Below are 25,808 nucleotides of genomic sequence, written 5' to 3' on the forward strand. Positions count from 1 at the left end.
CCGAAAAAGATAATTTCTGCAGCAATACACAGACAGCCTGCCCGGCTGCCTCAGAAAAACTTCTGAAGCAGTCCGGACAGGCTGTTTTTATGTGAAAGGAAGGGGAGAACCGACGCGAAAAACAAAGGCGCGAATCGTATCCGTCCGAAAAGATCGACCGATCAAATGACCAAAATCCAGACGACAAAAAATGCGGGGCTGAAGATAAAGAAAAGCGACAGACCAGAGAAAGACGGTTTTAAAAGGAAGGAATGACGTCTTTTACGAAGTCCAGCGTTTCCTGCAAAACCTGACTGAACAGAGTCTGAATCTGCTTCAGATCGTCCATAGACCAGTCGGCGAAATGGGATTCGTCGAGCGCGTCCAGATCGAGAACGGCACGGAAGGCGTGATCGACAAATAAGGGAAGCACAAGTTCCGAGCGCGTATCGCCATCGCAGGCAATGTGGCCGGAAAATTCGTGGACGTTATTGACCACGGTGATTTTTCGGGTATCGACGCAATGACCGATGACGCCATGGTGTGGAGCAATCCGCTCGCAGGCCGGCTTGCCCTGAAAGGAACCCAGATCCGCCGTACCGTCATGCATGATCCAGTACAGGCCGGACCAGTTGATGTTTTCATCGCTCCAGTAAATGGCGGCGATCATGTTGTTCAGGCGGCTTAACGGAGCCGTGTCGCCTTCGAAAACGGTTTGAAGCTGCTGCAGAAGAAGTTTCATAATGACCTCTCGATCCCGAAAAGAATCAGGATAAATTGGGATAAGTATACACAAAGAAAGCTAAATCCATAGAAAGAAGATTGAATTCCGCATGCAAGAAGCATTCGAATGGCCGGTTTCGGGAAGAATCTTCTATCTTCTTTCCCTGACCTGTAAACGAAGCGGGACTGCCGGATTTCTAAACGTATTCCATACAGACCTTGCTGAATACAGAACGCCGGACTGGACCGTTTATAAAGCCGGTGTTCGTTGCTTTTGCCTTTCTTGCGCGCAAACTGAGAAATCGACATCAGAAATATGCAAAATACGGGAGTCAAAACCGGTAGAAAATCGAAATTTCTGATTCACTAGGAGTATGAAAGACAGAACAAATACAAAGCCGTCGATTGCCGGCGCAGACAAAAAAACGGAAAGAATATCGACCTGAGTAAAGATTCGATATCCGGAAAGGATAACGTTTGCGCAGCCGATCGTTCCTTTGGCTTAAAAACATCCCGGTCCCGTCCCTGGGAAAAGAGTCTGATCGAATGGTTCTGGTTCCTTTTTATTCTGCTTGGAATTTGGACGGCAGCTGCTCTTGTCATGGACAATGCGCTCGTCTGTCCGACCCCTGGGCGTGTCTGGAACAGATGGTGCTGCAGGTGCAGAAGCCCACTTTTTACTGAGCGCTTTGTCGACGATCGGCCGGGCGATGGAATCGCTCGTTCTGTCCTTTGCGTTAGGTCTTGCGGCTTCGTTTCTGGGCGCGTTCTGGAAACCGGCCGGCAGTTTTCTCGGAAAGCTGGTTTCGCTCTTTCAGACGGTGCCTAACGTGTGCTACATCATCCTGCTTCTGTTCTGGACCAGCCGGGAGCAGACGGTTATTCTGACCGGCTTTTTCCTGCTCTTTCCGCTGGTGTATCGCGAGTTTTATGAACAGCTCGAATCGCTCAAGAAGCGCTACGCCGAAGTATGGAAAATTTATCCGCAGCCGGCGTGGGTACGGATGTTTGTGATCTGTCTGCCGATGATGAAGCCGGCTTTTCTGAGCGCCCTCAAAAGTGCCTCGTCGCTCGCCTTCAAAGTGTGCGTGACGAGTGAAATTCTGACGGGCCTGCAGCCGGGCATTGGCAAGAGTCTGCAGATGGCGCGCCTCGATCTCAATCCGGCCGGCGTAGTCGGCTGGAGCATCTGGCTGATTCTGATCGTCTTCTGCTTTGAAAAGCTGTGGAACTGGATCGCGGACCGTCTGTTTGGCGACGGATCCGTCCGCTAGAAAACGTAAGAGAAAAAGAAAACAGGCACGTTTTTTGAACCGCCGGCAGCCCGTGGAAAATAAACGTTTGTGCAATACGAACGCTAAATAACGAATACTGAAAGAAAAGATTGAAAGATTGACAGAGAAAACCGCACGCAGAAAAAGGGAAAAAGTCAGCCGTTCGGCTTTGCGTTTCCGCCCCAGAAAGAGACATCTGAGGACAGCATGGATACTGGCCGGAGAGCGTGCGTGAAGAAAAGAAAAAAAGGAGAGTTTATGACCCGACCCTGTGTGTCTATTCTTGTCCCCGTATACAACGCCGAAAAATACCTGAAGCGATGCCTGGACAGTCTGCTTGAACAGACGATGCCGGATCTGGAAGTCGTTCTGATCAACGATGGCAGTACGGATTCCTCGAAAGAAATCTGTGAAGACTATGCGGAAAAAGACGCGCGCGTTCACGTGTATTCCTTTGAAAACGCCGGCGTCTCCAAAACGAGAAACCGTGCCTTAAAACGCGCAAACGGCGAGTACGTCATGTTTGTGGACAGCGATGATTTTGTCGACAAAAGATGCTCGAGACGATGGTCAAAGAGGCGAAAAAGCGCAATCTGGACGTGCTGCAGTGCGGGTTTGTCATGGACTTTGGTCCCGTGCCGTTTTATCGCAACCCGTCGGGGCGCAAGGATTTTACGACGCTTGAAGCGGTGCATCATCTCGTGCGGGAGAAGTATCTGAACAACTACCCGTGGGGCAAGCTGTATAAGCGCGAGTGCTTCGATCACGTGCACTTTCCCGAACACCTGCCGGGGTTTGAAGATACGTGCACGATTTTCAAGGCGATTGTCGCCGCAAAAAGATCGGTACGATTCCCAACCGCTTTTACCATTACTGGACGCACAGCGGATCGCTCACCAACTGTATGGATCTGAGCACCGTCTATCTCATGCGCTACGCCTACAAGTACCAGGAAAAGACGCTGCGCGAATACTTCCCGAACGAAGTGTTCAACTTTGATCCGCTTTACTACAACACGGACATGGTGATCATTTATACCCTGATTCTCTTTTGTCATCGACAGGACGATCCGAAATTCATCCGCTATCTGTTTCAGTGGAAAAACGTGCCGTTTTTCCCGCTCTACTTTCTGGCCTACTACGCCTGGCTTGGTATCGCCTGGATCAAGCTGGGAAGCAAAATCTTTGAAGCCCCGACATCAGAAAAACAGGCGTACTATCAGGATCCGTTTGCGGACTATGACTTTTCTGCGCCGCTTCAAAGCGAAGAAAGCCTCCGGGCAGAAGAAGAGGAAACCGTTTCCGGCAGAGAGGCGCTCGATTCACCTTTATCGTGACGTAAGTATGCGGATCTTGCTACAATAGGGGTTGCGTTCGGAAATCAGAAAAGAGAACCGCGCCTTTTGCATGGTGTAAAATGCGGTCTGGCGCATGGAAAAGGCTCTGTGCAGCTTCTGATTTCGCCTTTATGGAAGGAAAAACTGGATATTCCAGATCGTCTGTTGAAGTGAACGCAGCGGATCGCATGAAAACCGATCCGTTCGATCCTGTATCTCAGACCTGGATCGATCAGAATGAAGAAAAGATAGGAGAAACCTGCATTTATGGCATTTGAATCTCTTTCCGATAAGCTCAGTAAAACCCTGAAGAAAATTACAGGCAAAGGAAAACTGACGGAATCCAACATGAATGACATGCTCAAGGAAGTGCGCATGTCTCTGCTTGAAGCCGACGTAAACTACCAGGTCGTCAAGGACTTCATCGCCAGCATCAAGGAAAAGGCGATGGGTACCGAAGTCATGGAATCGCTCAATCCGGGACAGATGGTTGTCAAGATTGTCCGCGAGGAACTCGTCAACCTGTTAGGTCCGGAAGACGCGAAGCTGATCCTGAATGAAAACGGCATCACCAGCGTGATGATGGTCGGCCTTCAGGGTACCGGTAAAACGACCGCGTCCGCCAAGATCGCCCGTTTTGTGAAAGAAAAACTCAAGAAAAAGTCCTGCTCGCTGCCTGCGACGTCGTTCGTCCGGCTGCGATTGAACAGCTGAAAACCCTCGGCGCGTCCATTGGCGTCGAAGTCTTCTCGCTCGGCGCCGAAACTCCGGCAGTAGAAACCGCCAGAGCAGCCAAAGCCTATGCCAGCCAGAACGGCTTTGACATGATCATCTTCGATACCGCCGGCCGTCTGCACATCGATGAAGCGCTGATGGAAGAACTCAGCGAGATGAAGCAGGAAATCGAACCGCAGGATATCCTGCTGACGGTCGATGCGATGACCGGTCAGGATATCGTCACGGTAGCTAAGGAATTCAACGAAAAACTCGAAATCACCGGCCTTGTTGTAACGAAGATGGACGGCGACGCACGAGGCGGCGGTCTTCTTTCCGTTCGCTCCATCACGTCCGTACCGGTTCTCTTTGTATCGAGCGGTGAAAAAGTCGACGATCTTGAAGAGTTCCATCCGGATCGTATGGCAGACCGTATCCTCGGCATGGGCGACATGATCTCCCTGATCGAACAGGCACAGGATAAGCTCGATGAAAAAGTGGCGAAGGAATCCGCTGAGCGCATGATGGCCGGTGTCTTCACTTTCAACGACATGCTTGCCCAGTACGATCAGATTTCCCGCCTTGGATCGCTTTCCGGCGTTCTTGGCAAAATCCCAGGCATGGGCAAGATGGGCGCGAAGCTCGATGACGACAAGGTCAACAACCAGATCCTGCACTTCAAGGCCATGATCCAGTCCATGACCCCGTGGGAAAGAGAACATCCCGACTGCATTAAGAGCAGCCGCAAGATTCGTATCGCCCGCGGTTCCGGCATGAAAGTTGCCGACGTCAACAAGCTGATCGAACAGCAGAAGCAGATGTCGAGCCTTTCCAAGATGATGTCTTCCGGCATGGGCGGCCTCAACCCGTTTGCGGCGATGCGCCGCGGCGGCGGAATGCCCGGCGCTTCCAAACACGCGGGAAGCAAAAAGTGAAGAAATCCAAGAAGAAAAAGAAAAATAAAAATAAGCAAATACGAAAAAAGCTCCCGTCGAAGAGATGCGCGAAAAAAACAGACGTACAGTTCGAAAAGGAGCTTTTTGCATGGAGGGCTGTTCCTGCTTTTTCAAACAGATCCATGCGAGAATGGCCAATACCATCCCAAAACAGACACTTTGCCTGCGCGCATTCTGAAATACCGGTTTCTTTTCCTTCTGTATTTTGCGGCGTAAGGAAAGCCGATACAATTTCTCCATATTCTCCATATAAGGGAGAAGCAAAAACGGAAAACCAGGAGAAGAAACTGCTTCATGGCGACTATACTCTGGAGCAGAAAGTCGAAATCGCAAAGTGGCGCATTGAACATGACCGGGATTATCACGCAGCCGCCAGAAAGTCTGGCTGTACGTTTTCCATGGTTTACCGCCTGAGGTTTACCGCCTGACGCGCATCGCGCACCCAGGGCTATGAAGTACTGGACAGATCATGAAAAAGAGCAGGCAGATCCGGACTGGATTTTGTAAAAGCCGTACAGGATTCTGTTTCCAATAATACCTGGCAAATACGAAAAAACGAAGCATAAAAGCATAAAAGAAGACGAGGAGAAGACGATGAAGAAAACCCGAATCATTCGCTGGCTGCGCAAGACGTTCATGTACATGCTGCCAAGACGAAACGTACCGTCCATTCAGAATCTGGCCAGACGCTTTGAAGAAGAACTGGCGGATCGGACCTTCATTTATTCATTTAATGAAGTGGACGCGAATGGAAAGCGCAATGGGAAGTCCTTTTCGGCGCCGGTTGAATTTGAACGGTCCGGCTTCTGCCATCTCTTTTCCATCGGCTCGATCGTCAAAAATCAGCTGAGCGATCTGAGCGAATTTTCCGGCATCCGCGGCTGGAACAACATCCAGAACGGAAAGATCACGTTCGCAAAACTGGCTAAAAGCTGTCCGGAAGAGTTTCAGTACTATAAGCACGAATACGAAATGATCGAACAGATGATCGAAACGGCCAAAAATCCGCAGGCGGTCCTTTTCGATCCGTCCAAGGCGGGCAGCACAAAGCTGCAGGCCAAAGTGATTCTGTATCGCATTTACGGGGACGAAACGGTCCATATCGGTCTCGATGAAGGAAAGGACGGCTGGTTTGTGCGCAGCTATTTCATTCGAAGCAACGACCGGGACCGGGCGTATCCGACCAAATACATCGCAAAAATGACGCCTCTCGATGTGAAAGTACGTGTCAAGCATTAATGCTTGACGGCTCATTCTGATGTGGTATTCTAATCAGGCAAAAACACGAAAGGAAACATTAATCATGGTAAAACTGCGTTTAAGAAGAATGGGTAAGAAAGGACAGCCTTTCTACCGTATTGTTGCTGCGGATTCCAGAAGCCCGCGTGACGGCCGTTTCATCGAAGAAATCGGCACATATAACCCAATTAAGAAAGATGCTCCGGTTGTGCTCAACCACGAAGCTGCTCTCAAATGGCTCCAGGCTGGCGCTCAGCCTTCCGATACGGTTCGCAGCATTCTTTCCCGCGAAGGCGTAATGAAAGCCTTCCACGAATCCAAACTCGGAAAGTAAGACAATGATTGATCTGGAAAAACCCTGTATGATCTGTGTGAACCACTGACAGATCACCCGCAGGCTCTGTCGGTCAAAACCATGGCTTCGGCCAGCGACAAGGAAATCCTGTTGTATGTATATGCCGACGACAAGGATATTGCCAGACTGATCGGCCGCAAAGGCGTTATCGCCGGCGCTCTGCGCTCCATGATGTCCGCAGCGGCACGCTCGATCCACAAGCGCATTCTTGTGAAGTTCGAAGCCTATTAATAAAGACCAGAAAGCTGCAGGAAACCCTGCAGCTTTTTCAAAGGAGAAACACGATGATTCGAATCGCAAAGATTATCAATACCCGCGGCCTGAAAGGGGAATGCAAGGTCATGCTCTTCACCGATCAGGAAGACGTGCGGTTTGCGAAAGGCAACACCCTCTACCTGGCCGATCATACGAAGCTGACCGTCGATAATTATTCGGTCTACAAAGGCTTTGGCTATGTTCGCTTCAAGGAAATCACGACCATTGAACAGGCGGAAAAGCTGAAAAACCAGACGCTGTATCTGCCCGAAGAAGAACTCGGCGAACTCGAAGAAGGCGAATACTACTACCACCAGCTTAACGGCTGCGATGTGTATACAACGGAAGGCGAACTGACCGGAAAGGTTACCGACATTCTTGAAACCGGCGCCAATCTGGTGCTTCGCGTTACCGATCCCAAAGACAGGAAGAAAAGCTACCTGCTTCCATTTGTCGAAGCCTTCGTGCGCACGGTGGATCCCGAAGAAAAGAAAATTGTGATTGAAGATATGGAAGGGCTCCGATGAAAATTTCGATTCTTACTCTGTTTCCAGAATATTTTGAAGGGATGATGAAGACGTCCATCCTTTCGCGTGCCATCGACAAAGGTCTGATTGAAGTCGAACTCGTCAACTTCCGCGACTTTACCCAGTCCAAACACGGTCACGTGGACGATACGCCCTATGGCGGAGGCGCGGGGATGGTGCTCATGTGCCAGCCGGTCCTCGATGCCCTCGAATCGGTACGCACACCGAACAGCGTCGTCGCACTTTTAAGTCCGCAGGGAAGCCGCTTTTCGCACGAAAAAGCGCTCGAGCTTTCCAAACTGGAGCATCTGATTCTTATTTGCGGCCATTACGAAGGCTTTGATGAGCGCATCCGTGCGCACGCCGATATTCAGCTTTCCCTCGGCGATTTTGTACTGACAGGCGGCGAACCGGCTGCGGCAGCAATGTGCGATGCCATTTTCCGTCTGGTGGACGGAGTGATCAAAAGGATTCGAGCAGCGACGATTCCTTTTATAACGGTCTTCTCGAATACCCCCAGTACACCAAACCGGCTGTTTACGACGGACAGGAAGTTCCGGAAGTTCTCCTTTCCGGTCATCATGCCAACATCCAGAAATGGCGCCGGCAGCAGGCGCTCAAAAATACGCTGCTCCATCGGCCGGATCTGCTCGAAAAGGCGGATCTGTCCCGTCAGGACTGGATTTATCTCGAAGATCTCAAGGAAGAACTGCGCACCGCGGCTTCTGAAAATGAAACAGAAGCCGACGCAAAGGCAGCGGATGCAGCCGACGGGATCGATACCGTTGCAGAAGCAAACAGCAATGACTGATCCGGGATCGCTCCTGCCGATCGGTTTACAGAATTCAGGGATTTATACGTTTTAAAAGAAGGCCTTCGCTCGATCGGAAAGCGAAGGCTTTTGTGCGTGCGCCCGTTGGAAAACCTGACTCGCTTCGGTGTCTGAAGATGCGGGCGCTTTCATCTTCTTAAGATGAAAGCTATAAAAATGAGGATAGTCTGCGCCCTTAACAAACGCTTTGGAAAGAGAGGGCCGTCATCGTATGCTCTCTTTGCGCTTAGTGTAAAAATCGTTAAGATAAGCGTATGAGTTCAAATCCGACCAGCATGAATAAGAAAAATCCAAAGAAGAGCGGATCGCGTTCCGCTTCTTCTTCCTCTATATCCAAACCGAAACCCAAGGCGGCCTCTGCCTCTTCCAGATCGGCAAATACAGCCCGATCCGCAAAGACAGCCCGGACGAACGCTTCAAAAACCAGATCCGCTGCGCCCAAAAAGCCGCAGCCCGCTGGAAAGAAGTCCCGGAAAAAGGCACCGAAACGCCGTCTTCGCCGCGATCGAGTGGCCATCCTGGGTCTGTGTACAGTCCTCCTGATTGGCGGCGGCATTTACGGTCTGGCCCGTTTTAACGTGTTTTCCCGTCTGCAGGACGCCATTTCCACAAATCGGACTGCAAGCCCGAATGCAGCCCGTCATGACGATATCGTTGCCGGCATCAAGACGATGAACGCGCTCGATACCGTCGACAACGTCTCCATTCTTTCCGATGACGAACTGCGCGACTGCTTCTTTTCTTCAGAAATCGATGACAGGATCAGCGAACGCTTAAAGAAGATGGGCTATACCGATCAGATCCCGCTCGAAGATCTGCGCTATGTGCGGGTGCTTTTTATGATTTTGAAGGCAAAGCCAAAGTCGGCGAAATTGTCGTCAATAAGGAGATTGCCGAAAAGACCGAAAACGTCTTCTACGATCTGTATACCCACCGCTATCCGATTCAGAAAATGATCCTGCCGGACGCCTACGGCACCCGCATTTCCGAATCCTTCTCCGATAACAACACCGTCGGCCTCTGTTTTGGTCTTGGCGAAGACAGCCGCGGCGACGTGCACGAGATGGGCTATGCGATCGACCTGAACCCGCTCTATAACCCGCTGATCAAGGATAACGGATCAAGTCTGAGCGTCTTCCCGATGGAAGGACAGCTGTATCTCGACCGTACGATCAACGGCGACCATTATATTTACGCTGATGACTATGCGGTTACGGCGTTCGTGAAGGAAGGCTTCGTCTGGAAAGGCGATGTCGCCGGCATGAATGACTACAAGCACTTTGAATACCCGCACGCTTCCACAACCCGCAAGCAGGTCAGTTCGCAGGAAAGCGAAAATACTGAAGCCGAAAACGCGCAGGTCGAAGAGCCGATTGTAAACGAAGAGCCGGTGGAAGAAACGCCGGATGTCGTAGAAGATCCCGGCTATGTCGATCCGGGAATCCAGGACCCAGGCTACGTCGATCCTGGCTATGATGACGGCTCGAATATCTATGACCCAGGCGTCGCTGATCCGCAGCCGGAAGAACCGCAGCCCGAAGAGCCGGTTATCCCCGATATTCCGCCAGAAGCCTGATCTTTGAAGAAAGCGTAATTTTATAAAAAGCAGAAAACGAAACCGTTCTGCACGCCTTTTGATCGCTTTGCTTCCAGGGATTTACAAAACCAATGACTTAACGGTCAGATCTGGCACTCTAAAAGCAGCAGATCCCCGTCACGCTTAACGATTTTCTCTCAGGGAAATGGATGCGTACCAGGACGGGGCCTTTCTATGTCTGGAGGGCCGCTTAAACCGCCTGCCCGACGATCTGGAAAGACAGGAGAATCACGGCTTTTTCTGCAAATTTTCCCGGACACAGAAATAGAAAATATTTGCCTGTCCCGGTGCAAAATGATAAACTTTCAACGATTCTGCGGATTCCGCTGACAGATACCATGGTTATGAATCTTCAAAAGGCAGAAGCGTGTATAAAAGGAGAACGAAATGAATCTTAACCTCGTTAACGAAGTGGCTAAGAACCAGCTTCGCAATGACATCCCGGAATTCCGTTCCGGATCCACTGTACGTGTTCACGTTCGCATCAAAGAAGGCGAAAAGAGCCGTATCCAGGTATTTGAAGGTGTAGTTACCGAACGCAAAGGCGGAGGAATCGGCGAAACATTCACTGTTCGTAAGATTTCCAACGGTGTAGGCGTTGAGCGTAAATTCCCGCTCCACTCCCCAATCATCGACAAGATCGAAGTTGTTCGTCACGGTAAAGTACGTCGTAACAAACTGCGTTACCTCAGAAACCGCTCCGGTAAGTCCGCTCGTCTTAAAGAAGTACGTCGCTAAAAACAAAAGCCCGAGATTTGAAAATCTCGGGTTTTCTTTCGCTTTTCCAGACGAATTCGGGAAAAGATTCTGTCTGCGGCCTTGTGCGGCTTTGTGTATTCGTCCGTCCTATATTGCCTTCTCGATTTGAGGAGGCTAGACTTCGAAGGACATCCCGTCATGAGCAAGTTCAAAGCGCGTGCCGGCAATCCGCTGTTCAATGGTCTGCAGATCCGATTCACTCCACTCCGGATTTTTGTGGATGAGCAGAATTTTCTCACATGGAGAATCCTTTAAGCCGTCCATTAAGCCTTCCAGAGAGGAATGCGGCTTGGCGGGATTGTCGCAGATGTCCCAGCACTCATGCAGAAGAACTTTTCCCGGACGGCCCTTCCAGTCTTCGGGATTGAATTTCGTATCGGTGGCATAGATCAGGCGGTCGTTGACCGTGATTTCATACGAAGGTGCGGAGTGCACCTGCGGGCGCAGCTTGATGTCGGTCTGGCCGATCTGAAAGTGTTCGGAAGGAAAGTCTTCGATGATCACCTGATCCGCGAAGCGATCGAGCGGACGGGAGAAAAACGGAAAACGAATCAGATCGTGCAGAAACTCGGACGTGGTCTGCGCGTACGCCAGTTTTCCTGGTCCCATCAGCCGCAGCGTCTTGCCTTTGAGATACGGAAGCAGATAAATCAGACCGTTGAGATGATCGAGATGATAGTGGGAGAAAAGAATGGTCAGCGTATCGTATTTCTTTAGAAGCTCCCTGTGCTGCGCCAGGTTGGCAGCGCCGGTTCCGGCGTCTAATAAAATGAGATTCGACTGATCTTCGATCAGAAAACAGCTGGTTTGTTCCGCACCAGGAATCCAGCCGGCGCAGCCTAAAACAGTAACGTTCATACACGCTCTCCTTGCGCAGGCGAGTATCGCCTGTCTGTTTGTATTATCGTCATTTCAAAATGCGCGGTCGACGCGTTTTTCCGTTCTCGACAGGGATGTATAGAAAACGGGGAAGAGCGCCTTTTGATTTTTGCGCTTTTCTGCTTTTTTAAGGTTTAGCCGCTATAGTGGAACCTGTACATCCGACAGCGAGTGGGCTTTTGGCCTCACATTGGACGCGCAAAAATCTGTTTATAATAAGAGAGTCTCTTTTCGCAGTCTGTACAGGCGAATTCAGAGAAAAAGTCAGAACGATACAAAATGACGGACGCGGCATATAAGGCCGCCGGTCCTGTATCGATTCGAACGTTTATACCCGAACCCGAACCGTCCGCAGAAGACGGAGATTAGAAATTGGAGAATCAGTATGGCTAGAAAAAGAAACAGTATCAGTACGAAGATAACCGCACCCTGCTTGACGACATTCTGGATTTCGTCAAAGTGTTTGTGATCAGTGCCATTGTCATCATGCTGTTTGTAAACTTTATCGCACACCCCGTAACCGTTGTCGGCCACTCCATGGACCCGACGCTGCAGGATGGCGAATATGGATTTACCAGCGTGATTTCCCCGATGGTTTCGGATCCGCAGCGCGGCGATATCGTTGTGGTCAACCAGAAAAATGAAGACGGTGAGACCGAGCGCTGGGTTAAGCGTGTCATCGGCCTGCCGGGCGAAACCGTTGAAGCCAAAAACGGTGACGTTTACATTGACGGTGTAAAGCTCGATGAGAGCGCCTATCTGAAGCAGGACTTTATCGACAGCGCTCTGGCTTCCTATAAAGCCGAACACAACCAGCAGGACTACGGACCTTTCACCTTTGATTTTGGTCCCATAACGCTGGGCGAAGACGAGTACTGGGTCATGGGAGACAACCGTATGAAATCCATGGACTCCCGTTCGCCGGATGTCGGCCCGATCACACGCGATGAAATTTTCGGAACCGGCGTTCTCGTCCTGTTCCCGTTCAACAAACTGGGGGTTAAATAATGCCTTCTTCAATTATTCAGTGGTTTCCTGGACATATGGCCAAAGCGCGCCGCCAGATGGAGGAAAACCTGAAGAAAGTGGATTTCATCATCGAAATCCGCGATGCGCGCATGCCGTTTTCTTCGGCCAACCCGCTGCTCGAAGAGCTGGCGGGAAACAAGCCGCGTCTTGTCCTTCTGTCCAAGATGGACAAAGCCGATCCGGTGCAGACGAAAGCCTGGATTGAAGCGCTGCAGAGCGATCATGTCTCCGCCATGGCGGTTGATCTGATTAAAGGCGGCTTTCGCAACAAGATCATTTCCAGAAGTCTCGAACTCAATAAGGCGCTGATTGAAAAGCAGAAAAAGCGCGGCATTCGTCCGCGGGCTCTGCGCGCCATGGTCGTCGGCATTCCTAACGTCGGCAAGTCCACCTTTATTAACGGACTCGCCGGCCGCAAAGCTGCCGTTACCGGAGACCGTCCCGGTGTCACCAAATCTCTGCAGTGGATCAAAGCCGGCAGCGATCTGGAAGTTCTTGATACGCCAGGCGTACTCTGGCCAAAATTTGACGATCCGCACAGCGGCCTGATTCTGGCCGCGTTAGGATCGATCAAGGACGATGTCGTGCACATGGACGATGTGGCTCTCTATTGCGCCGGATTCCTGTGCGAACACAATCCCGAAGCGCTGCTCAAGACGTATTCGCTCGATCGCATCGAAGAGACGCCGTGGGAAACGCTCGAAGCGGCCGCCCGCAAAAAGGCTGGCTTCAGAGAGGATCCGTGGATGAAAACCGTACCATGCGCACCTTCATTCAGGACATCCGTTCCGGCAAGCTTGGCCGCATTACGTGGGAACTGCCGCCTCAAAAGGAAAGCGCGGACCAGACCTCTGTCTCGGATTCTTCCGAAGAAAAGGCAGAAGACGCTTCCAAACCAGCCAGTTCGGCAGAATAGGACAGTCGAGGTCCTTGTCATTTATGAAGCATCCAATGGAAGAAGAGCTCTGGGGCCAGTATCGATACATTCTTGGCATGGATGAAGCCGGCCGGGGCCCGCTTTGCGGACCGGCAGTCGTTGCTGGCGTGATTTTTGAGCCGGGCTATGTCAACGAAGCGATCAACGACTCCAAAAGCTTTCGGAAAAGAAACGCGAAGCGCTGTTCGCGCAGATCGTCCAGGACGCAAAAGCCTACTGGATTGTTCTCGTTTCGGAGCAGACGATCGATACGCTCAATATTTACCGCGCCTGTCAGCAGGCCATGGAACAGATTGCAGAAAAATCGCAGGCGGACTTTGTGCTGAGCGATGCGATGCCGCTTAGAAACTGCGATCATCACGAAGCCGTCATCAAGGGCGATACAAAATCGATTTCGATTGCGGCTGCCAGCATTCTTGCCAAAGTGACCCGCGATCATTACATGCTTGGGCTCGATGAAGCGTATCCCTGGTACGGACTCAAATCCCATAAGGGCTATCCGACGAAAAAGCATCTGGAAGCCATCGAACAGTATGGCGTGACCGACTTTACCGTAAAAGCTTTGGTCCCGTCGCCCGCATTTTAGAAAAACAGGAACGTCTCACGTTATTCTGAGGCGTTTTTTCATGGACAGGCGAATGCCGCAATTTGTCTCTTTACTGAAAATGAAATATCCTTCATCCTGTCGAATGTACGAATTGAAGAAATGACTAGTTTTGTGTTTTTAAATGGACGATTCAGACGCCTGTTCTAGTTTTGGAAGTAGTCGAATTACGGTTAAAACGTGAGCCGGCTTGAATGAGCTCGTGATACTTTCCTATCGGAAGTGGACAGGATCTCAATTCAGAACGCAAGAAAAGCAATTGCCAGATCGTCTGTGAAAAAATGAGCATTCTGTATGGAAATTTCCCATCGCAGGCTTTGAAAAATGACGTTTGGGGCGGAATCTGTTTTCATACTCTACAGGTTCCATCCGCAAAAGGACGCGCCTTAATCCGTGATCGACTCCAAAGTGCAGGAAGGCATTTGTTTTGAAACGGAATTACACTTGTCAGGAAAAGGAATTGAAACTCGCGGAATCTGATGTTAGAACTATGAACGTTTCAATAAACAGCACTCCCCTGCCGGGAAGGTGCAGACCGCTCGTCCAGAATGGCGAGTTCCGGCTGCAGGTTCCTCCCGAAATTTACCCCGAAGCCGCATGGAGTGCTTAGAGAAAGGAAGGCATTCCAATTTGAAAAAGAAACTTGTTATTGTCGAATCGCCGTCCAAGGCAAAGACAATTGAAAAATATTTAGGAGACAGCTATAAAGTTGTGTCCTCCAAAGGTCATATCTGCGATCTCGCGACCTCCGGCAAAGGCGGTCTGGGAATCGATATCGAACACGACTTCAAACCGACCTACCGCATTTCCAAGGAAAAGAAGGAAGTCGTAAAAGAACTGAAAAATCTCGCGTCGAAATCCGACGGTGTCATTCTGGCAAGCGACCCGGACCGTGAAGGAGAAGCCATCGCCTGGCATCTGGCGAGAGAACTTGGTCTTTCGACGGATGACAACAACCGCGTCACCTTTCATGAAATTACCAAGCCGGTCGTAACGCAGGCCATTCAGGATCCGCACCAGATCGACATGAACCTGGTGCGCTCGCAGGAAGCCCGCCGTATTCTCGACCGCATTATCGGATTCAAGCTGTCCAAACTGCTCCAGAACAAGATCCAGTCCAAATCCGCCGGACGCGTTCAGTCCGTTGCCCTGCGCCTGATCGTGGAGCGCGAAGAAGAAATCCGCAAATTCGTTGCGGAAGAATACTGGACGATCGAAGCCAAAGTCAAAAAGGCAACTCGACGTTCGAAGCGTCGCTGACCAAAGTCGACGGCAAGAAAGCCGAAATCAAAAACGAACAGGAAGCTAACGCGATTCTCGAGCGGGCCAAATCCATCCCCTTTACCGTAAAGAGCGTGAGCACCCGCAAGAAAAGCAAAGCGCCAAAGCTCCCGTTTACGACGTCGACTCTCCAGCAGGAGTCGTCCACAAAGCTCGGCTACGGCGCCAAGAAGACGATGAACATCGCCCAGAAGCTGTATGAAGGTGTGGACCTCGGCGGAACGACCACCGGTCTGATTTCCTACATGCGTACCGACTCCACCCGTCTTTCTCCGCTGTTCGTAACCGATGCGGAAAACTACATCGACCGCGAATACGGTTCCGACTACAAAGGCACCGCGCACCAGAAAAACTCCACAAACGCGCAGGACGCTCACGAAGCCATCCGTCCAACGGACATCACCCAGACGCCGGACAAGGTTCGTCCGTATCTGACCAACGAACAGTACCGTCTGTACTCGCTCATTTACGCAAGAACGCTGGCTTCTCTGATGGCCGATGCACAGTTCAATGTGACCAGCGTCAAGTTCGAAGCCGACGGCTGCGAATTCAGCGCCAGCGGCCAGACGATGCTGTTCGACGGTTACACGAAGGTGTATTCCAAATACGAAAAGCAGACCAACAGCCTGCTGCCGGTCATGAAACCGGGCGAAGTGATGAACCGCGTCGAAATTTTGTCCAGCCAGCACTTCACCGAACCGCCTGCACGCTATACCGAAGCCAGACTGATCAAGACGCTCGAAGAAAAGAGCATCGGCCGTCCGTCGACGTACGCTTCGATTATCGATACCCTGCAAAACCGCAGCTACGTTACACTGGAACCGAGCAGCGAAGGCTCGAAGACCAAAGTCTTCCGTCCGACCGAACAGGGCGAACTGACCAACTCCAAGCTTCAGGAATTTTTCCGCAAGATCATTAACGTCCAGTACACCGCGGACATGGAAAAGAACCTGGACATTATTGCCGAAGGCCAGGAAGACTACGTGGAATTCCTGAAGGAGTTTTACGATGACTTCGAACCGCTCGTGGAAAAAGCCTACGAGAAGATGCCGAAGAAGGAACTTGAAAAAGTCGGCCGCGCCTGCCCGGACTGCGGAGGCGATCTCGTCTACCGCAACGGCCGCTACGGCAAGTTCATTTCCTGCATCAACTACCCGACGTGCAAATATACCGAAAACGCGGATCCCGTTTTAAACGAACTCGCGAAAACCGAAAAGATCTGCCCGGAATGCGGCAGCCACATGCAGATCAAGAAAGGCCGCTTCGGTCCGTTCTGGGCGTGCACCCGCTATCCGGAATGCAAGCACATTGAACCGCTGAAGGAAAAAGCCAAACCGAAGCCGACCGGCGAAATGTGTCCGGAATGCGGCAGCCCGCTTGTTGAACGCATCAGCCGCTACGGAAAACCGTTCGTCGGCTGCTCCAACTATCCAAAGTGCCGCTACATTAAAAAGACGCCAAAAGCCGCAAAAGACGTCGATCCGGCCCAGAGTGCTGCGGAAGACGCTGCGGTGGATGCGGCCGTTGAAGCCGCTGCCGAAGCGGCAGCGGAACAGAGCGCCGTGGCTTCCATGTCTGGAGAAAACAGCTGATGAGCGAGACGAAAGTAACCGTCATCGGCGGCGGACTGGCCGGCTGTGAAGCCGCCTGGCAGCTTGCAAACCGTTCGATTGACGTCACGCTGTATGAAATGCGGCCGATTGCCTATCCGCCTGCATTCCATACAGACGGATTTGCGGAACTTGTCTGCTCCAATTCGCTGCGCTCCGATTCGCTCAACAACGCAGTCGGCGTAATGAAAGAAGAAATGCGCCGGCTCAATTCGCTGATTCTCAAGGCAGCCGACGAAAGCCGCGTGCCCGCCGGCTCTGCACTGGCCGTCGATCGCGAGCGTTTCTCGCAGATCGTGACCGAGACGATTGAAAATCATCCAAATATTACGGTTGCACGTCAGGAAGTCACCGAAATTCCGGAAGGACCGGTCATCATTGCAGCCGGCCCGCTCTGCTCGGACAAGCTGGCGGATCAGATTCTAGAGCTGACCGGCATCGACAGCATGCATTTCTTTGATGCCGCCGCACCGATTGTCGAAAAAGATTCGATCGACTTTTCCAAGGCGTATTTCAAAAGCCGCTACGATCGCGGCGAAGCTTCCTATATTAACTGCGCGATGAATGCGGAAGAATATGACCGCTTTTATCACGCGCTGATCGAAGCGGAATGCGCGAAACTGCACGATTTTGAAAAAGATCCCAAAGTGTTCGAAGGCTGCATGCCGGTCGAAGAAATGGCACGAAGAGGCTATCAGACGCTGCTCTTTGGTCCGCTCAAGCCGGTCGGTCTCGAACGGGAAGGGAACGCCCTGTAGCGGTTGTTCAGCTCCGCCAGGACAACCTTTCGGGTTCTCTCTATAACATCGTCGGCTTCCAGACGCATCTTACCTGGCCCGAACAGAGACGGGTGTTCCGGATGATCCCCGGTCTGGAAAACGCGGTCTTCAGCCGCTATGGCGTCATGCATCGAAACTCGTTTTTAAAGGCTCCGCTTCTGCTCGATGAGCAGTATCGCCTGAAAAGCCGCCCGGATGTGTTCTTTGCGGGACAGATCGCCGGTGTCGAAGGCTATGTGGAAAGCGCCGCGTCCGGACTGGTGGCCGGCATCGCAATGGCCAGACAGCTCAAAGGCGAAGAACCAGTTCTCTTTGGCCGCCAGACGGCTATCGGGTCACAGGCCTACTATATTTCCCATGCCGATCCGAAGCATTTCCAGCCGATGAACGCCAACTTCGGCATCTTTGAACTGACCGAAAAGGTTAAGAAAAAGAGCGCAAGGAAAAGCTTGCTGCCAATGCGCTGGCTCGAATTGACGAAGTGGCCGCTCTGGTCAATGCGGATCAGCCCGCAAAGGAAAATGGATCGGCCGACGACTCAAAATAGAAACGGCCGAAAAAGAAACAAGAACGAGAAGCAAGAATCAGACGTAAGAACCAGACGCAAGAACTAGAAGTAAGAACCAGAAATAAGAACATAAAATTCCAATAGAAAAGGGGCGGCAGAAAATGGATACAGTCAAAAACAGAACGGAGGATTCCGTTTCGGCCGCACCTCTTCAGCCTACGGGTTTAGAAAATGAAAAATGGATGAACGCATTCAGGCGTTCATCCGTTTTCAGTATTACGCCAACTCGCGCTCTGACGCATCGAGCCAGGCGTATTTGCACGATCTGGGTCAGTTTCAGGACTGGCTGAACCGGCATCACTTAAGCGACCTGCAGGCCGACCGGCTGGCCATTCTCGAATTTCTGGCGGATCTGCGCCAGAGTCCGCAAAACGAAATGCTTTCCAATTCGACAATGTGCCGCAAGCTCAGCACGCTGCGCTCCTACTATCACTGGATGCTTGAAAGCGGCCGCATGGAGCAGGTACCTATTGAAGGCATTCACGGCTTCAAGAAAGAAAAGAGTCTTCCGGAATTTCTGTTTGTCGAAGAAGTCCGGGAATTTCTCAGCGGCTTTGATCTGTCCAATCCGCTTGAGTTTCGCGATCAGGTACTGTTTTCGCTGATGTACGCGTGCGGTCTTCGTGTGTCGGAAGCGTGTTCGCTGATGTGGGAGCAGATCCGTCTGGATCAGCGCGTACTGGTCATTGTCGGCAAGGGAAAGAAGGAGCGTGTGGTTCCCATTGCCAAATGGCTCATACCGCTGCTTTTGAAATATCGAGCGCAGTCTGCGGGGAAGGGACTTCTGTTTTATAACAAGAACGGAAAGCCGCTGACGCCTCGCGGCGTGCAGTACCGTATGCAGAGCCACGCGGATCGCATCGGCATGAACATGAACGTTCATCCGCACATGCTTCGCCATTCGTTTGCCACCCATCTGCTCGACGGCGGGGCCAATCTGCGCGTCGTCCAGGAACTGCTTGGACACTCTTCACTGTCGACGACGCAGGTGTATACGCACGTTTCCACAGAGAAACTGCAGAAAATCTGCGAGAAAGCTTTTGAAGACTTCATGGTCGACGAGAAGACGTCCTGATTTTTCACGTTCTGTCTTCGTACAAAATTTTGTCTTCGTACGAATTTCTTTCTTAGTACTTCAGGACTTCAGGCTTCCGTAATGACTGTATTCGGCTTTGCGGAAGCTTTTTGTTTTCTGGAGAAAACAGAAGTTTTTCGTCGAAAAAAGGAATTCGGACTGGACTCCAGCTGCAGCACGCCGGTGAAATCCGGCTTTCGCGCTTTACGTATGAACTTTTCGGACGGTAAGTGTCTCAATCCTTGAGATCTGAAAAGGGCTTTGCTATAATGCTCATTGCGGTTTTAACCGCGGATTACATTACACACACCCTGAATTCGGATGCCCGTGCATGGAAATGTTGCATCCCTTTGAAAGGGTGGAGGACTAACGGAAAGGACAAACTATGTCAAACATTGTATCCATGAAGAAGATGCTGGAGAGCGGTGTTCACTTCGGACACCAGACCCGCAAATGGAACCCAAAAATGAAACCGTATATCTATACGTCCAGAAACGGGCTCTACATCATCGACCTCAACAAAACTCTTGAACAGGTAGAAAATGCCTACAACGAACTGAAAGCCATCTCCGAACGCGGAGGAAAAGTTCTCTTTGTTTCCACAAAGAAACAGGCTGCTGAAATCATCGAAGAACAGGCTCTTCGCTCTGGTTCCTTCTATGTAAACAAACGCTGGCTGGGCGGTCTGCTCACCAATTTCCGCACCATCCAGAAACGTATCAAACGTCTGGTTGAAATCGAAGAAATGGAAGCCAGCGGAAAACTCGAAGTTTACACGAAGAAAGAACAGGCTCAGATCCTGAAAGAAAAAGCGAAACTCGAATCTTCCCTTGGCGGTATCAAGGAAATGAAAAACTTCCGGATGCCATCGTTATCGTTGACCCGAAGGAAGAACACATCGCTGTACTCGAAGCTAAAAACTGGGTATCCCTGTATTCGCTCTGCTCGACACCAACTGCGATCCAGAAGATGCAGATTTCCCAATCGCTTCCAACGACGATGCAATTCGCTCCATTAAACTGCTCACAACCATTCTTGCAGACGCTATCGTAGACGCAAAAGGCGGCCTGCTTGAAATCGCATACCTCGACAATCCTGAAGAAGATGTCAACATGGAAGACGTTGTCCGCAATGTTGAAGCTCAGATTGCTGAAAACGAAAGACGCCGTAAAGCCCGTATTGAAGAGCGTCGTAAAAGAAATATGGAACGCCGCAATGCTGGCAAGCGTCCTTACGGCAACCGTCCGGGCTACAGAGGTTCAAGAGACGGCCAGGGCCCAAGAGGACCAAGACCAGAAGCTAAAGCTGAAGCAAAAACAGAAGAAAAACTGCTGAAAATACAGCCGCTTAGTCGGACAGAAAGAGGACTGAACTATGGCTATTACTGCTAAACAGGTAAAAGAACTCCGCGAAAAAACCGGCGCGGGCATGATGGACTGCAAAAAGCCCTGACTGAAACCGACGGTGATATGGAAAAAGCCATTGACTGGCTGCGTGAGAACGGTATTGCAAAAGCACAAAGAAAGCTGGCCGCGTTGCTGCTGAAGGTCTGACCCGCGTAGCAACAGACGGAAATACCGCGGTCATCTTTGAAGTAAACTCCGAAACTGACTTCGTTTCCAAAAACGATCAGTTCCTCGAACTGCTCAACACCATCCAGGGTGTTCTGCTCGAAAAGAAACCGGCTACTGTAGAAGAAGCCCTCGAGATCGTTACGCCTTCCGGCACCATCAACGACCTGATCGTTTCCGCTACAGCAACCATCGGTGAAAAAATCACTCTGCGTCGTCTCGTTATCGTTGAGAAGACAGACGATCAGATCTTCGGCGCTTACATGCACAACAAAGGCGCTATCTCCGCTCTTGCAGTAATGAGCGGCGGAAGCGAAGAAGTAGCGAAGAACATCGCTATGCAGATTGCTTCCATGCGTCCAAGCTACATCAGCCAGGCTGACGTACCAGCTGACGTACTCGCTCACGAAGAAGAAGTTCAGAGAAAGATCATCGCAGAAGATCCGAAACTGCAGGGCAAACCTGAAAAGATGATTGCCGGCATCCTCAAAGGAAAAGTCAGCAAGCACTTCCAGGATGAATGCCTCCTCGATCAGGAATTCTTCCTCGACTCCAAGAAGAAAGTTAACCAGTATCTCAAAGAGAATGGTGCTTCCGTTGCTGAATTCATCCGCTTCCAGGTTGGTGAAGGCATCGAAAAGAAAGAAGAAGATTTCGCTGCTGAAGTTGCTGCCCAGATGGCAGCTGCGAAGTAGTCGATCGCTTCCAGTTTCAAATCTATCCTGAATCAAAAGAACCCGCGCAAGCGGGTTTTCTTTGAAACGAAGGATTTCTCTGGTGAAAAAGAAAATCGCCAATCTTCCATAAATCTTTTAAAATGTTCACATTTTGCGGACGCAAAATGGATAGATGTAAATCATATTTCAAAAGACGGCGGAATCGAAACGGTTTCTGCCTGTCTTTCTAGACAGAACGGACATTTTGAACAGGAGCCGATCGCATGCAATTTCTTGCATTTCGTGCGCCGGCCTGATAAAAATGTTTAGTCTTATTAACTTGAAAGCAATATACGTGTTTGATCCTTACAGGATGTTCAAATTCGTTAAGCCATAGAACAAACACGGGAGGAACGTATGATCGACAAGATAAAGGCTCTGCTGATTAAATATAAAGAACTCATTCGCTATGCGTTCTGGGGCGTATTTGCGACCGCGACCAATATTCTCGTCTACCATATCAGCTACGATCAGATGCACATTTCCAATACCGCCAGTAACATTCTTGCCTGGATTGCGGCGGTTCTGGTGGCGTACATCACGAACAAGCTGTTCGTCTTCAATTCCCGTCATCAGGGATGGAAGCGGGATATCCGTGAATTCGTTTCCTTTGCGGGATTTCGCTTCGTTTCCGAAATTTTCGATTTGGCGATCATGTATTTCGCGGTCGATATGATGAACTGGCCGGCACTGTTCTGGAAAGTCATCGCCAATATCATCATCATCGCCCTCAACTACTTTTTCTCCAAAACCATTATTTTCAAGAAGAGCTAGATTTCTGGATGCCTCAGGGCATCCTTTTTATCCCCTTCAGAAGGAAAGTACGCAGAACTGCGGCATAAAGAAACACAATACGAAGAAGCCTGGTCAGAACATGCGCTGTCTGAAGGACCGCCAGAACTCGTAAAGACAAGTGGGCCCATACGATCGATTCCCTTGGACCAAACGTTTGAAATGGAAAATCGGTTAATGCACAGCGCGGACAATTACCGGCACTTTGTTGATTTCTCAGGGGTGCAACGCTACATATATAAGTAGAGCCCTTACATTTTTGAGCTTCGATTAAAGAGAGGTAATTGAAAATGAAAAACGCAAAGCGGTTTTTGAGGTTTGCCAGCAGCAGATGGCAAAATCTCTGGAGCAGGAAGAGGCGATCGATCAGGCTGCAGAAATGATTGCTGAATCCATGGCCGACGGCGGCGTGCTCCACGTGTTTGGCGGCGGTCATTCCCAGATGTTTGGCGAAGAGCTGTGCTACCGCACCGGCTGTCTGGTTCCGGTCAATGCTATTCTGGTTCCGCAGTATGCCATCTATCCCGATATTCGTCTATGCCAGATTATGGAACGTCTGGAAAACACGGCGGATAAATGTCTGGAAGGCTTTGTGACCAAGCCTCAGGACATCATGCTCATCGTATCCATTTCCGGACGCAACCCGGCAGGAATCGATATGGCGATTGCTGCGCATAAGAAAGGCATGAAAGTCATCGCCCTGACGTCTCTGGACTATACGAACAAATACGCTTCCCGCCACTCCTCCGGCCTGAAACTGAAAGATGTCAGCGATCTCGTTCTGGATGCCTGCGGCATTGAAGGCGATGCCGTTCTGGAAGACGAGCGTCTGCCCGAAGGCGTACGTTTTGCTTCGCCCTCGACCATTGTCGGCATGCACCTTCTGATCGGTATCATGGCGGAAGTCGTTGACCGTCTGCTCGATCGCGGCGTGGATCCGGAAATCTGGGTATCCGGCAATGTGGATCATGGCGACGAATGGAACAGCAAGTATCTCGAGAAATATCGCGGACGCATCGATATTCTCTAAAACACCGTATTTCAGAATATCGACCTGAAAGTCTTAAGGTTTTGAGGATCGACGAAATCCGGTTGCCCCCGGCTTCTGGCTGTCCTTCAAACGGATCATTCCATAGACTTCAAGATTTCTGACGCAGAGCCCCTATTTAACCGGGGCTCTGCGTCTTTTCTGTATCGGAAAAGGAAGCGGAAGAGGTGTGGAAAAGGGAGCGGCCGGCTTGTTTTCCAGAATGGAAAACGGGCGGATCGAACCGAACAACGCCCGCAAAAATGACGCAGGAAAAAGGGAAGAATCGTTGTGAAATCGTACAAAACTGTCATAAATGCGAAGAATTATGGAAAGAAAACACCTGAACGGATTGACAGGAAGCGATTACAAAAATGTACGGGCTTACATTAATGCGAGGATGAAGACCGGCTTTACAGATTGTGGTAAATTCTTCCTTATGAGAAAAAGGATCAGTCAAATTCAGGAAAGTGACGGCCAATGGCCGAGGCCGATGGCCCTTACAAACGCTTTCCTTCACATAAAAAATAAGAGTACAGATGACGTACAGGCTTCCTCTTCCATGGATGAGTGGATCATGATCGCGGGATCCGGTCTTCTTTTCCTGCCCTTTGAATACGCGACGGCAATACTGGCCGTTGTCGTTCTGATCGCGGCGTGTAAAGGAAAACTGATATCCTCAATTGCAAGACAGCCTGGCGCTTTCTGGATTTATACGTTCGCATCCCTTCAGATGCTTTCCTCGCTGGCCAGCGGAAACGGCATGGGCGTTCTCAATTCCGCGGGAACGTTTATCATCGCCATGAGCGTGGCGCTGATCTGCCCGATACTCAATCCGAGGACGCTGAAAATCGGCATGCAGGCGACCGGCGTTCTTTCGTGCCTGGCTGCGCTTGGCGGTTTCGCGGAGTTCAGCCATCTCGTGGGCATCCATCAGATGAGTCTGCTGGACGGCCTCATGCAGATGCCGGAATTCGCGCGTATTCGCCTGACGTTTTATAACCCGAACCTGTATGCGGCTATGGCCGTTTTCTTCCTGGCGATCTGTCTGTATCTGTTTCTGGATACGAAAAAAGCCGAAGGCAAGCTGTTCTGGGCAGGTGCCTCCATCCTGAACTTATGTGCCCTGTATCTGACGGGCAGCCGCATGGCGCTCGCTCCGGCCGTACTCTTCGTTCCGGTTTACCTGTTCTTTAAAAAGAGTAAAAAGCCGTTCTGGATCAGCATCGTTCTGCTAGGCGTTCTCGGCGTTCTGGTTCTTCTCTTCCCGCATCTGATTCCGCGGCTTGGCGAGATGAAATCCGTCGATGCCCGCATCGGAATCTGGCAGGGCGCGATCGAAGGCATTTCGCAGAACTGGCTTTTTGGCGGCGGTCCGCAGTATTACGACATGATCTGGCGCCAGCTGATGACACCGCCCGCGCCGCACGCCCATAATCTGATCCTCGATCTTCTTCTCAATTCCGGACTGGTCGGCACGCTCGTTATCTGCGTCTATGCCAGCAATGTGTTCAAGGCTGCCTGGGATATGAAAGGCAACGCCGATCTTCCGTATTATCGTCCGCTCGTTCTCTGCCTCACTGGCGCTGTCCTGATTGAAGGCCTTGCGGACTGCACTGTTAACTTTCCGGCACCAGCTCTCGTTCTGCTTACTGTTATGAGTCTGCCGGTTTACCAGAGTCAGGAACAGAGCGCACCGGCCTTTACCGCCGTATCCGTTCCTGTCCGTCCGGTCTATACCGCTCCGATTTCCGCTTCCGCCAGCCGCTACACCTACAGCAAGATGCTTCCTGCTGTCTCGCAGCCGGTGCAGGCGGTCAGTCCTTCCAGCCCGGTCAAACCGTATCCATATTCGTCCATACGAACCGGGCCGCCGGGATCCTGACATAGATAACCTGGATGGAGAAAACCGGACAGACAAATATTTACTGATCCTGAATCCTTTACGTTTCCAGCCGCTTTTAAAGGGCTGGATTTTTGTCTGGAAAGACAGCAGCCCCTAGCTCTACTGGTGCTGTTAAGGACCGCGAATTCCCCGGTTCGATAGGCTGGAAACGGGGAGGGATTTTCCGAAAGACAAAACGAAAAAATTTGCCCAAGGCTGGAATTTACTATTTCAATTTTCTAATTCCGGCTTACGAGAATAAAATGCTTGACCAGAAGGGAGATCTCTGATTAAATAAGAAAGCTGTTTGCGCAAGGAAACAGCGCTTGAAATCAACTCGTGAAAATATTTTAAAAATTCACAAATAATGCTTGCATCGCTTCGATGCCCGTGTTATTATAGTTGAGCGCTGAGGTGAATTGCTTCTCTCAGTCGTCAAATCACCTTTAGATATCGAAGAAAACAGCTTAAGTGAAAATCATGAAAAAATTCACAAATAGTTGTTGACA

The 25,808-nt window shown here is 50.7% G+C and carries 20 protein-coding genes and 8 pseudogenes; 26 read left to right on the top strand and 2 right to left on the bottom strand.

What is annotated here, in order from left to right; all coding sequences use genetic code 11:
* Positions 1–238 precede the first annotated feature (238 nt).
* Positions 239–775, bottom strand: a complete 537-nt coding sequence (locus tag KWG61_RS06190; RefSeq protein WP_353887464.1) for a GAF domain-containing protein — start codon at positions 773–775, stop codon at positions 239–241.
* A 562-nt stretch (positions 776–1,337) separates the two neighbouring features.
* Between KWG61_RS06190 and KWG61_RS06195 the strand changes: the two genes are divergently transcribed.
* The 15 genes and pseudogenes from KWG61_RS06195 to rplS all read left to right on the top strand — a co-directional run bounded on the left by KWG61_RS06195 (position 1,338) and on the right by rplS (position 10,525).
* Positions 1,338–1,976, top strand: coding sequence for an ABC transporter permease (locus KWG61_RS06195; protein WP_242745280.1), 639 nt, complete (start codon positions 1,338–1,340; stop codon positions 1,974–1,976).
* A gap of 258 nt (positions 1,977–2,234) precedes the next feature.
* Positions 2,235–2,477, top strand: a pseudogene (locus tag KWG61_RS06200) (glycosyltransferase family 2 protein); the annotation flags it as partial.
* 53 nt (positions 2,478–2,530) lie between these two features.
* On the top strand, positions 2,531–2,890 hold the full coding sequence (locus KWG61_RS06205; RefSeq protein WP_242745761.1) for a hypothetical protein: 360 nt from the start codon (positions 2,531–2,533) through the stop codon (positions 2,888–2,890).
* The gene (locus KWG61_RS06210; protein WP_242745281.1) at positions 2,881–3,312 is read left to right on the top strand and encodes a hypothetical protein; all 432 of its coding nucleotides are present in this window, start codon (positions 2,881–2,883) and stop codon (positions 3,310–3,312) included. The genes KWG61_RS06205 and KWG61_RS06210 overlap by 10 nt, the downstream gene beginning before the upstream one ends.
* Before the next feature lie 131 nt (positions 3,313–3,443).
* Positions 3,444–3,590, top strand: coding sequence for a hypothetical protein (locus tag KWG61_RS06215; RefSeq protein WP_230267343.1), 147 nt, complete (start codon positions 3,444–3,446; stop codon positions 3,588–3,590).
* A 63-nt stretch (positions 3,591–3,653) separates the two neighbouring features.
* Positions 3,654–4,958 (top strand): annotated as a pseudogene (locus tag KWG61_RS17175) (signal recognition particle receptor subunit alpha); the annotation flags it as partial.
* A gap of 146 nt (positions 4,959–5,104) precedes the next feature.
* A complete protein-coding gene (locus tag KWG61_RS06230; RefSeq protein WP_230267345.1) occupies positions 5,105–5,410 on the top strand; it encodes a hypothetical protein in 306 nt (101 codons plus the stop codon).
* 166 nt (positions 5,411–5,576) lie between these two features.
* Positions 5,577–6,221: a PBECR4 domain-containing protein gene (locus KWG61_RS06235; protein WP_230267346.1), complete on the top strand. Its 645-nt coding sequence runs from the start codon at positions 5,577–5,579 to the stop codon at positions 6,219–6,221.
* Between the two features lie 61 nt (positions 6,222–6,282).
* Positions 6,283–6,555 carry a 30S ribosomal protein S16 gene (gene rpsP / locus KWG61_RS06240; RefSeq protein WP_230267367.1) on the top strand — a complete coding sequence of 91 codons (273 nt, stop codon included), beginning with the start codon at positions 6,283–6,285 and terminating at the stop codon, positions 6,553–6,555.
* Positions 6,556–6,636: 81 nt separating this feature from the next.
* Complete coding sequence (locus KWG61_RS06245) at positions 6,637–6,807, top strand: KH domain-containing protein (RefSeq protein WP_242745282.1); 171 nt, start codon at positions 6,637–6,639, stop codon at positions 6,805–6,807.
* 53 nt (positions 6,808–6,860) lie between these two features.
* Positions 6,861–7,358: a ribosome maturation factor RimM gene (gene rimM, locus KWG61_RS06250; protein WP_230267348.1), complete on the top strand. Its 498-nt coding sequence runs from the start codon at positions 6,861–6,863 to the stop codon at positions 7,356–7,358.
* A pseudogene (gene trmD, locus KWG61_RS06255) lies at positions 7,355–8,169 on the top strand (tRNA (guanosine(37)-N1)-methyltransferase TrmD). Before rimM ends, trmD begins: the two are co-directional and overlap by 4 nt.
* 275 nt (positions 8,170–8,444) lie before the next feature.
* Positions 8,445–9,146 carry a hypothetical protein gene (locus KWG61_RS06260; RefSeq protein ID WP_242745283.1) on the top strand — a complete coding sequence of 234 codons (702 nt, stop codon included), beginning with the start codon at positions 8,445–8,447 and terminating at the stop codon, positions 9,144–9,146.
* Positions 9,143–9,766, top strand: a complete 624-nt coding sequence (locus KWG61_RS06265) for a M15 family metallopeptidase (RefSeq protein ID WP_242745284.1) — start codon at positions 9,143–9,145, stop codon at positions 9,764–9,766. The genes KWG61_RS06260 and KWG61_RS06265 overlap by 4 nt, the downstream gene beginning before the upstream one ends.
* Before the next feature lie 408 nt (positions 9,767–10,174).
* On the top strand, positions 10,175–10,525 hold the full coding sequence (gene rplS, locus KWG61_RS06270; protein WP_230267351.1) for a 50S ribosomal protein L19: 351 nt from the start codon (positions 10,175–10,177) through the stop codon (positions 10,523–10,525).
* A gap of 135 nt (positions 10,526–10,660) precedes the next feature.
* Here rplS and KWG61_RS06275 read toward each other — a convergent pair whose 3' ends face one another.
* On the bottom strand, positions 10,661–11,404 hold the full coding sequence (locus tag KWG61_RS06275; protein WP_230267352.1) for an MBL fold metallo-hydrolase: 744 nt from the start codon (positions 11,402–11,404) through the stop codon (positions 10,661–10,663).
* Between the two features lie 462 nt (positions 11,405–11,866).
* Here KWG61_RS06275 and lepB point away from each other — a divergent pair, with 462 nt between their 5' ends.
* The 11 genes and pseudogenes from lepB (at position 11,867) to KWG61_RS06330 (ending at position 25,299) form a co-directional block, all read left to right on the top strand.
* Positions 11,867–12,433, top strand: a complete 567-nt coding sequence (gene lepB / locus KWG61_RS06280; RefSeq protein ID WP_256460843.1) for a signal peptidase I — start codon at positions 11,867–11,869, stop codon at positions 12,431–12,433.
* Positions 12,434–12,468: 35 nt separating this feature from the next.
* Positions 12,469–13,455, top strand: a complete 987-nt coding sequence (gene ylqF / locus KWG61_RS06285; RefSeq protein ID WP_242745286.1) for a ribosome biogenesis GTPase YlqF — start codon at positions 12,469–12,471, stop codon at positions 13,453–13,455.
* Positions 13,448–13,977, top strand: a pseudogene (locus KWG61_RS06290) (ribonuclease HII). The gene ylqF and the pseudogene KWG61_RS06290 overlap by 8 nt, the downstream one beginning before the upstream one ends.
* Before the next feature lie 615 nt (positions 13,978–14,592).
* Positions 14,593–16,868: pseudogene (gene topA / locus KWG61_RS06295) on the top strand (type I DNA topoisomerase).
* Positions 16,868–18,212: pseudogene (gene trmFO, locus KWG61_RS06300) on the top strand (methylenetetrahydrofolate--tRNA-(uracil(54)-C(5))-methyltransferase (FADH(2)-oxidizing) TrmFO). Before topA ends, trmFO begins: the two co-directional pseudogenes overlap by 1 nt.
* 199 nt (positions 18,213–18,411) lie before the next feature.
* A complete protein-coding gene (locus KWG61_RS06305) occupies positions 18,412–19,308 on the top strand; it encodes a tyrosine-type recombinase/integrase (protein WP_230267358.1) in 897 nt (298 codons plus the stop codon).
* A gap of 385 nt (positions 19,309–19,693) precedes the next feature.
* A pseudogene (gene rpsB / locus KWG61_RS06310) lies at positions 19,694–20,699 on the top strand (30S ribosomal protein S2).
* Positions 20,683–21,574, top strand: a pseudogene (gene tsf, locus KWG61_RS06315) (translation elongation factor Ts). Before rpsB ends, tsf begins: the two co-directional pseudogenes overlap by 17 nt.
* Positions 21,575–21,952: 378 nt before the next feature.
* Positions 21,953–22,369 (top strand): GtrA family protein, encoded by a 417-nt coding sequence (locus KWG61_RS06320; RefSeq protein WP_230267361.1) that lies wholly within the window; start codon positions 21,953–21,955, stop codon positions 22,367–22,369.
* Between the two features lie 349 nt (positions 22,370–22,718).
* The gene (locus tag KWG61_RS06325; protein ID WP_230267363.1) at positions 22,719–23,417 is read left to right on the top strand and encodes a sugar isomerase domain-containing protein; all 699 of its coding nucleotides are present in this window, start codon (positions 22,719–22,721) and stop codon (positions 23,415–23,417) included.
* A gap of 559 nt (positions 23,418–23,976) precedes the next feature.
* A complete protein-coding gene (locus KWG61_RS06330) occupies positions 23,977–25,299 on the top strand; it encodes an O-antigen ligase (protein WP_242745287.1) in 1,323 nt (440 codons plus the stop codon).
* The last annotated feature ends 509 nt before the right edge of the window (positions 25,300–25,808 follow it).

It is taken from the genome of Allobaculum sp. Allo2 (assembly GCF_022701175.1).
Classification (GTDB): Bacteria; Bacillota_I; Bacilli_A; order Erysipelotrichales; family Erysipelotrichaceae; genus Allobaculum; species Allobaculum fili.

Excerpts from the sequence above, each read along its gene's own strand:
- KWG61_RS06260 (WP_242745283.1), top strand. The coding sequence starts at position 8,445 with ATGAGTTCAAATCCGACCAGCATGAATAAGAAAAATCCAAAGAAGAGC.
- KWG61_RS06325 (WP_230267363.1), top strand. The coding sequence starts at position 22,719 with ATGGCAAAATCTCTGGAGCAGGAAGAGGCGATCGATCAGGCTGCAGAA.
- KWG61_RS06330 (WP_242745287.1), top strand. The coding sequence starts at position 23,977 with ATGGATGAGTGGATCATGATCGCGGGATCCGGTCTTCTTTTCCTGCCC.
- KWG61_RS06215 (WP_230267343.1), top strand. The coding sequence starts at position 3,444 with ATGGAAGGAAAAACTGGATATTCCAGATCGTCTGTTGAAGTGAACGCA.
- KWG61_RS06265 (WP_242745284.1), top strand. The coding sequence starts at position 9,143 with ATGATCCTGCCGGACGCCTACGGCACCCGCATTTCCGAATCCTTCTCC.
- KWG61_RS06245 (WP_242745282.1), top strand. The coding sequence starts at position 6,637 with ATGGCTTCGGCCAGCGACAAGGAAATCCTGTTGTATGTATATGCCGAC.
- KWG61_RS06230 (WP_230267345.1), top strand. The coding sequence starts at position 5,105 with ATGCGAGAATGGCCAATACCATCCCAAAACAGACACTTTGCCTGCGCG.
- rplS (WP_230267351.1), top strand. The coding sequence starts at position 10,175 with ATGAATCTTAACCTCGTTAACGAAGTGGCTAAGAACCAGCTTCGCAAT.
- KWG61_RS06210 (WP_242745281.1), top strand. The coding sequence starts at position 2,881 with ATGGATCTGAGCACCGTCTATCTCATGCGCTACGCCTACAAGTACCAG.
- KWG61_RS06235 (WP_230267346.1), top strand. The coding sequence starts at position 5,577 with ATGAAGAAAACCCGAATCATTCGCTGGCTGCGCAAGACGTTCATGTAC.
- KWG61_RS06320 (WP_230267361.1), top strand. The coding sequence starts at position 21,953 with ATGATCGACAAGATAAAGGCTCTGCTGATTAAATATAAAGAACTCATT.
- KWG61_RS06275 (WP_230267352.1), bottom strand. The coding sequence starts at position 11,404 with ATGAACGTTACTGTTTTAGGCTGCGCCGGCTGGATTCCTGGTGCGGAA.
- KWG61_RS06205 (WP_242745761.1), top strand. The coding sequence starts at position 2,531 with ATGCTCGAGACGATGGTCAAAGAGGCGAAAAAGCGCAATCTGGACGTG.
- ylqF (WP_242745286.1), top strand. The coding sequence starts at position 12,469 with ATGGCCAAAGCGCGCCGCCAGATGGAGGAAAACCTGAAGAAAGTGGAT.
- rimM (WP_230267348.1), top strand. The coding sequence starts at position 6,861 with ATGATTCGAATCGCAAAGATTATCAATACCCGCGGCCTGAAAGGGGAA.
- KWG61_RS06305 (WP_230267358.1), top strand. The coding sequence starts at position 18,412 with ATGGATGAACGCATTCAGGCGTTCATCCGTTTTCAGTATTACGCCAAC.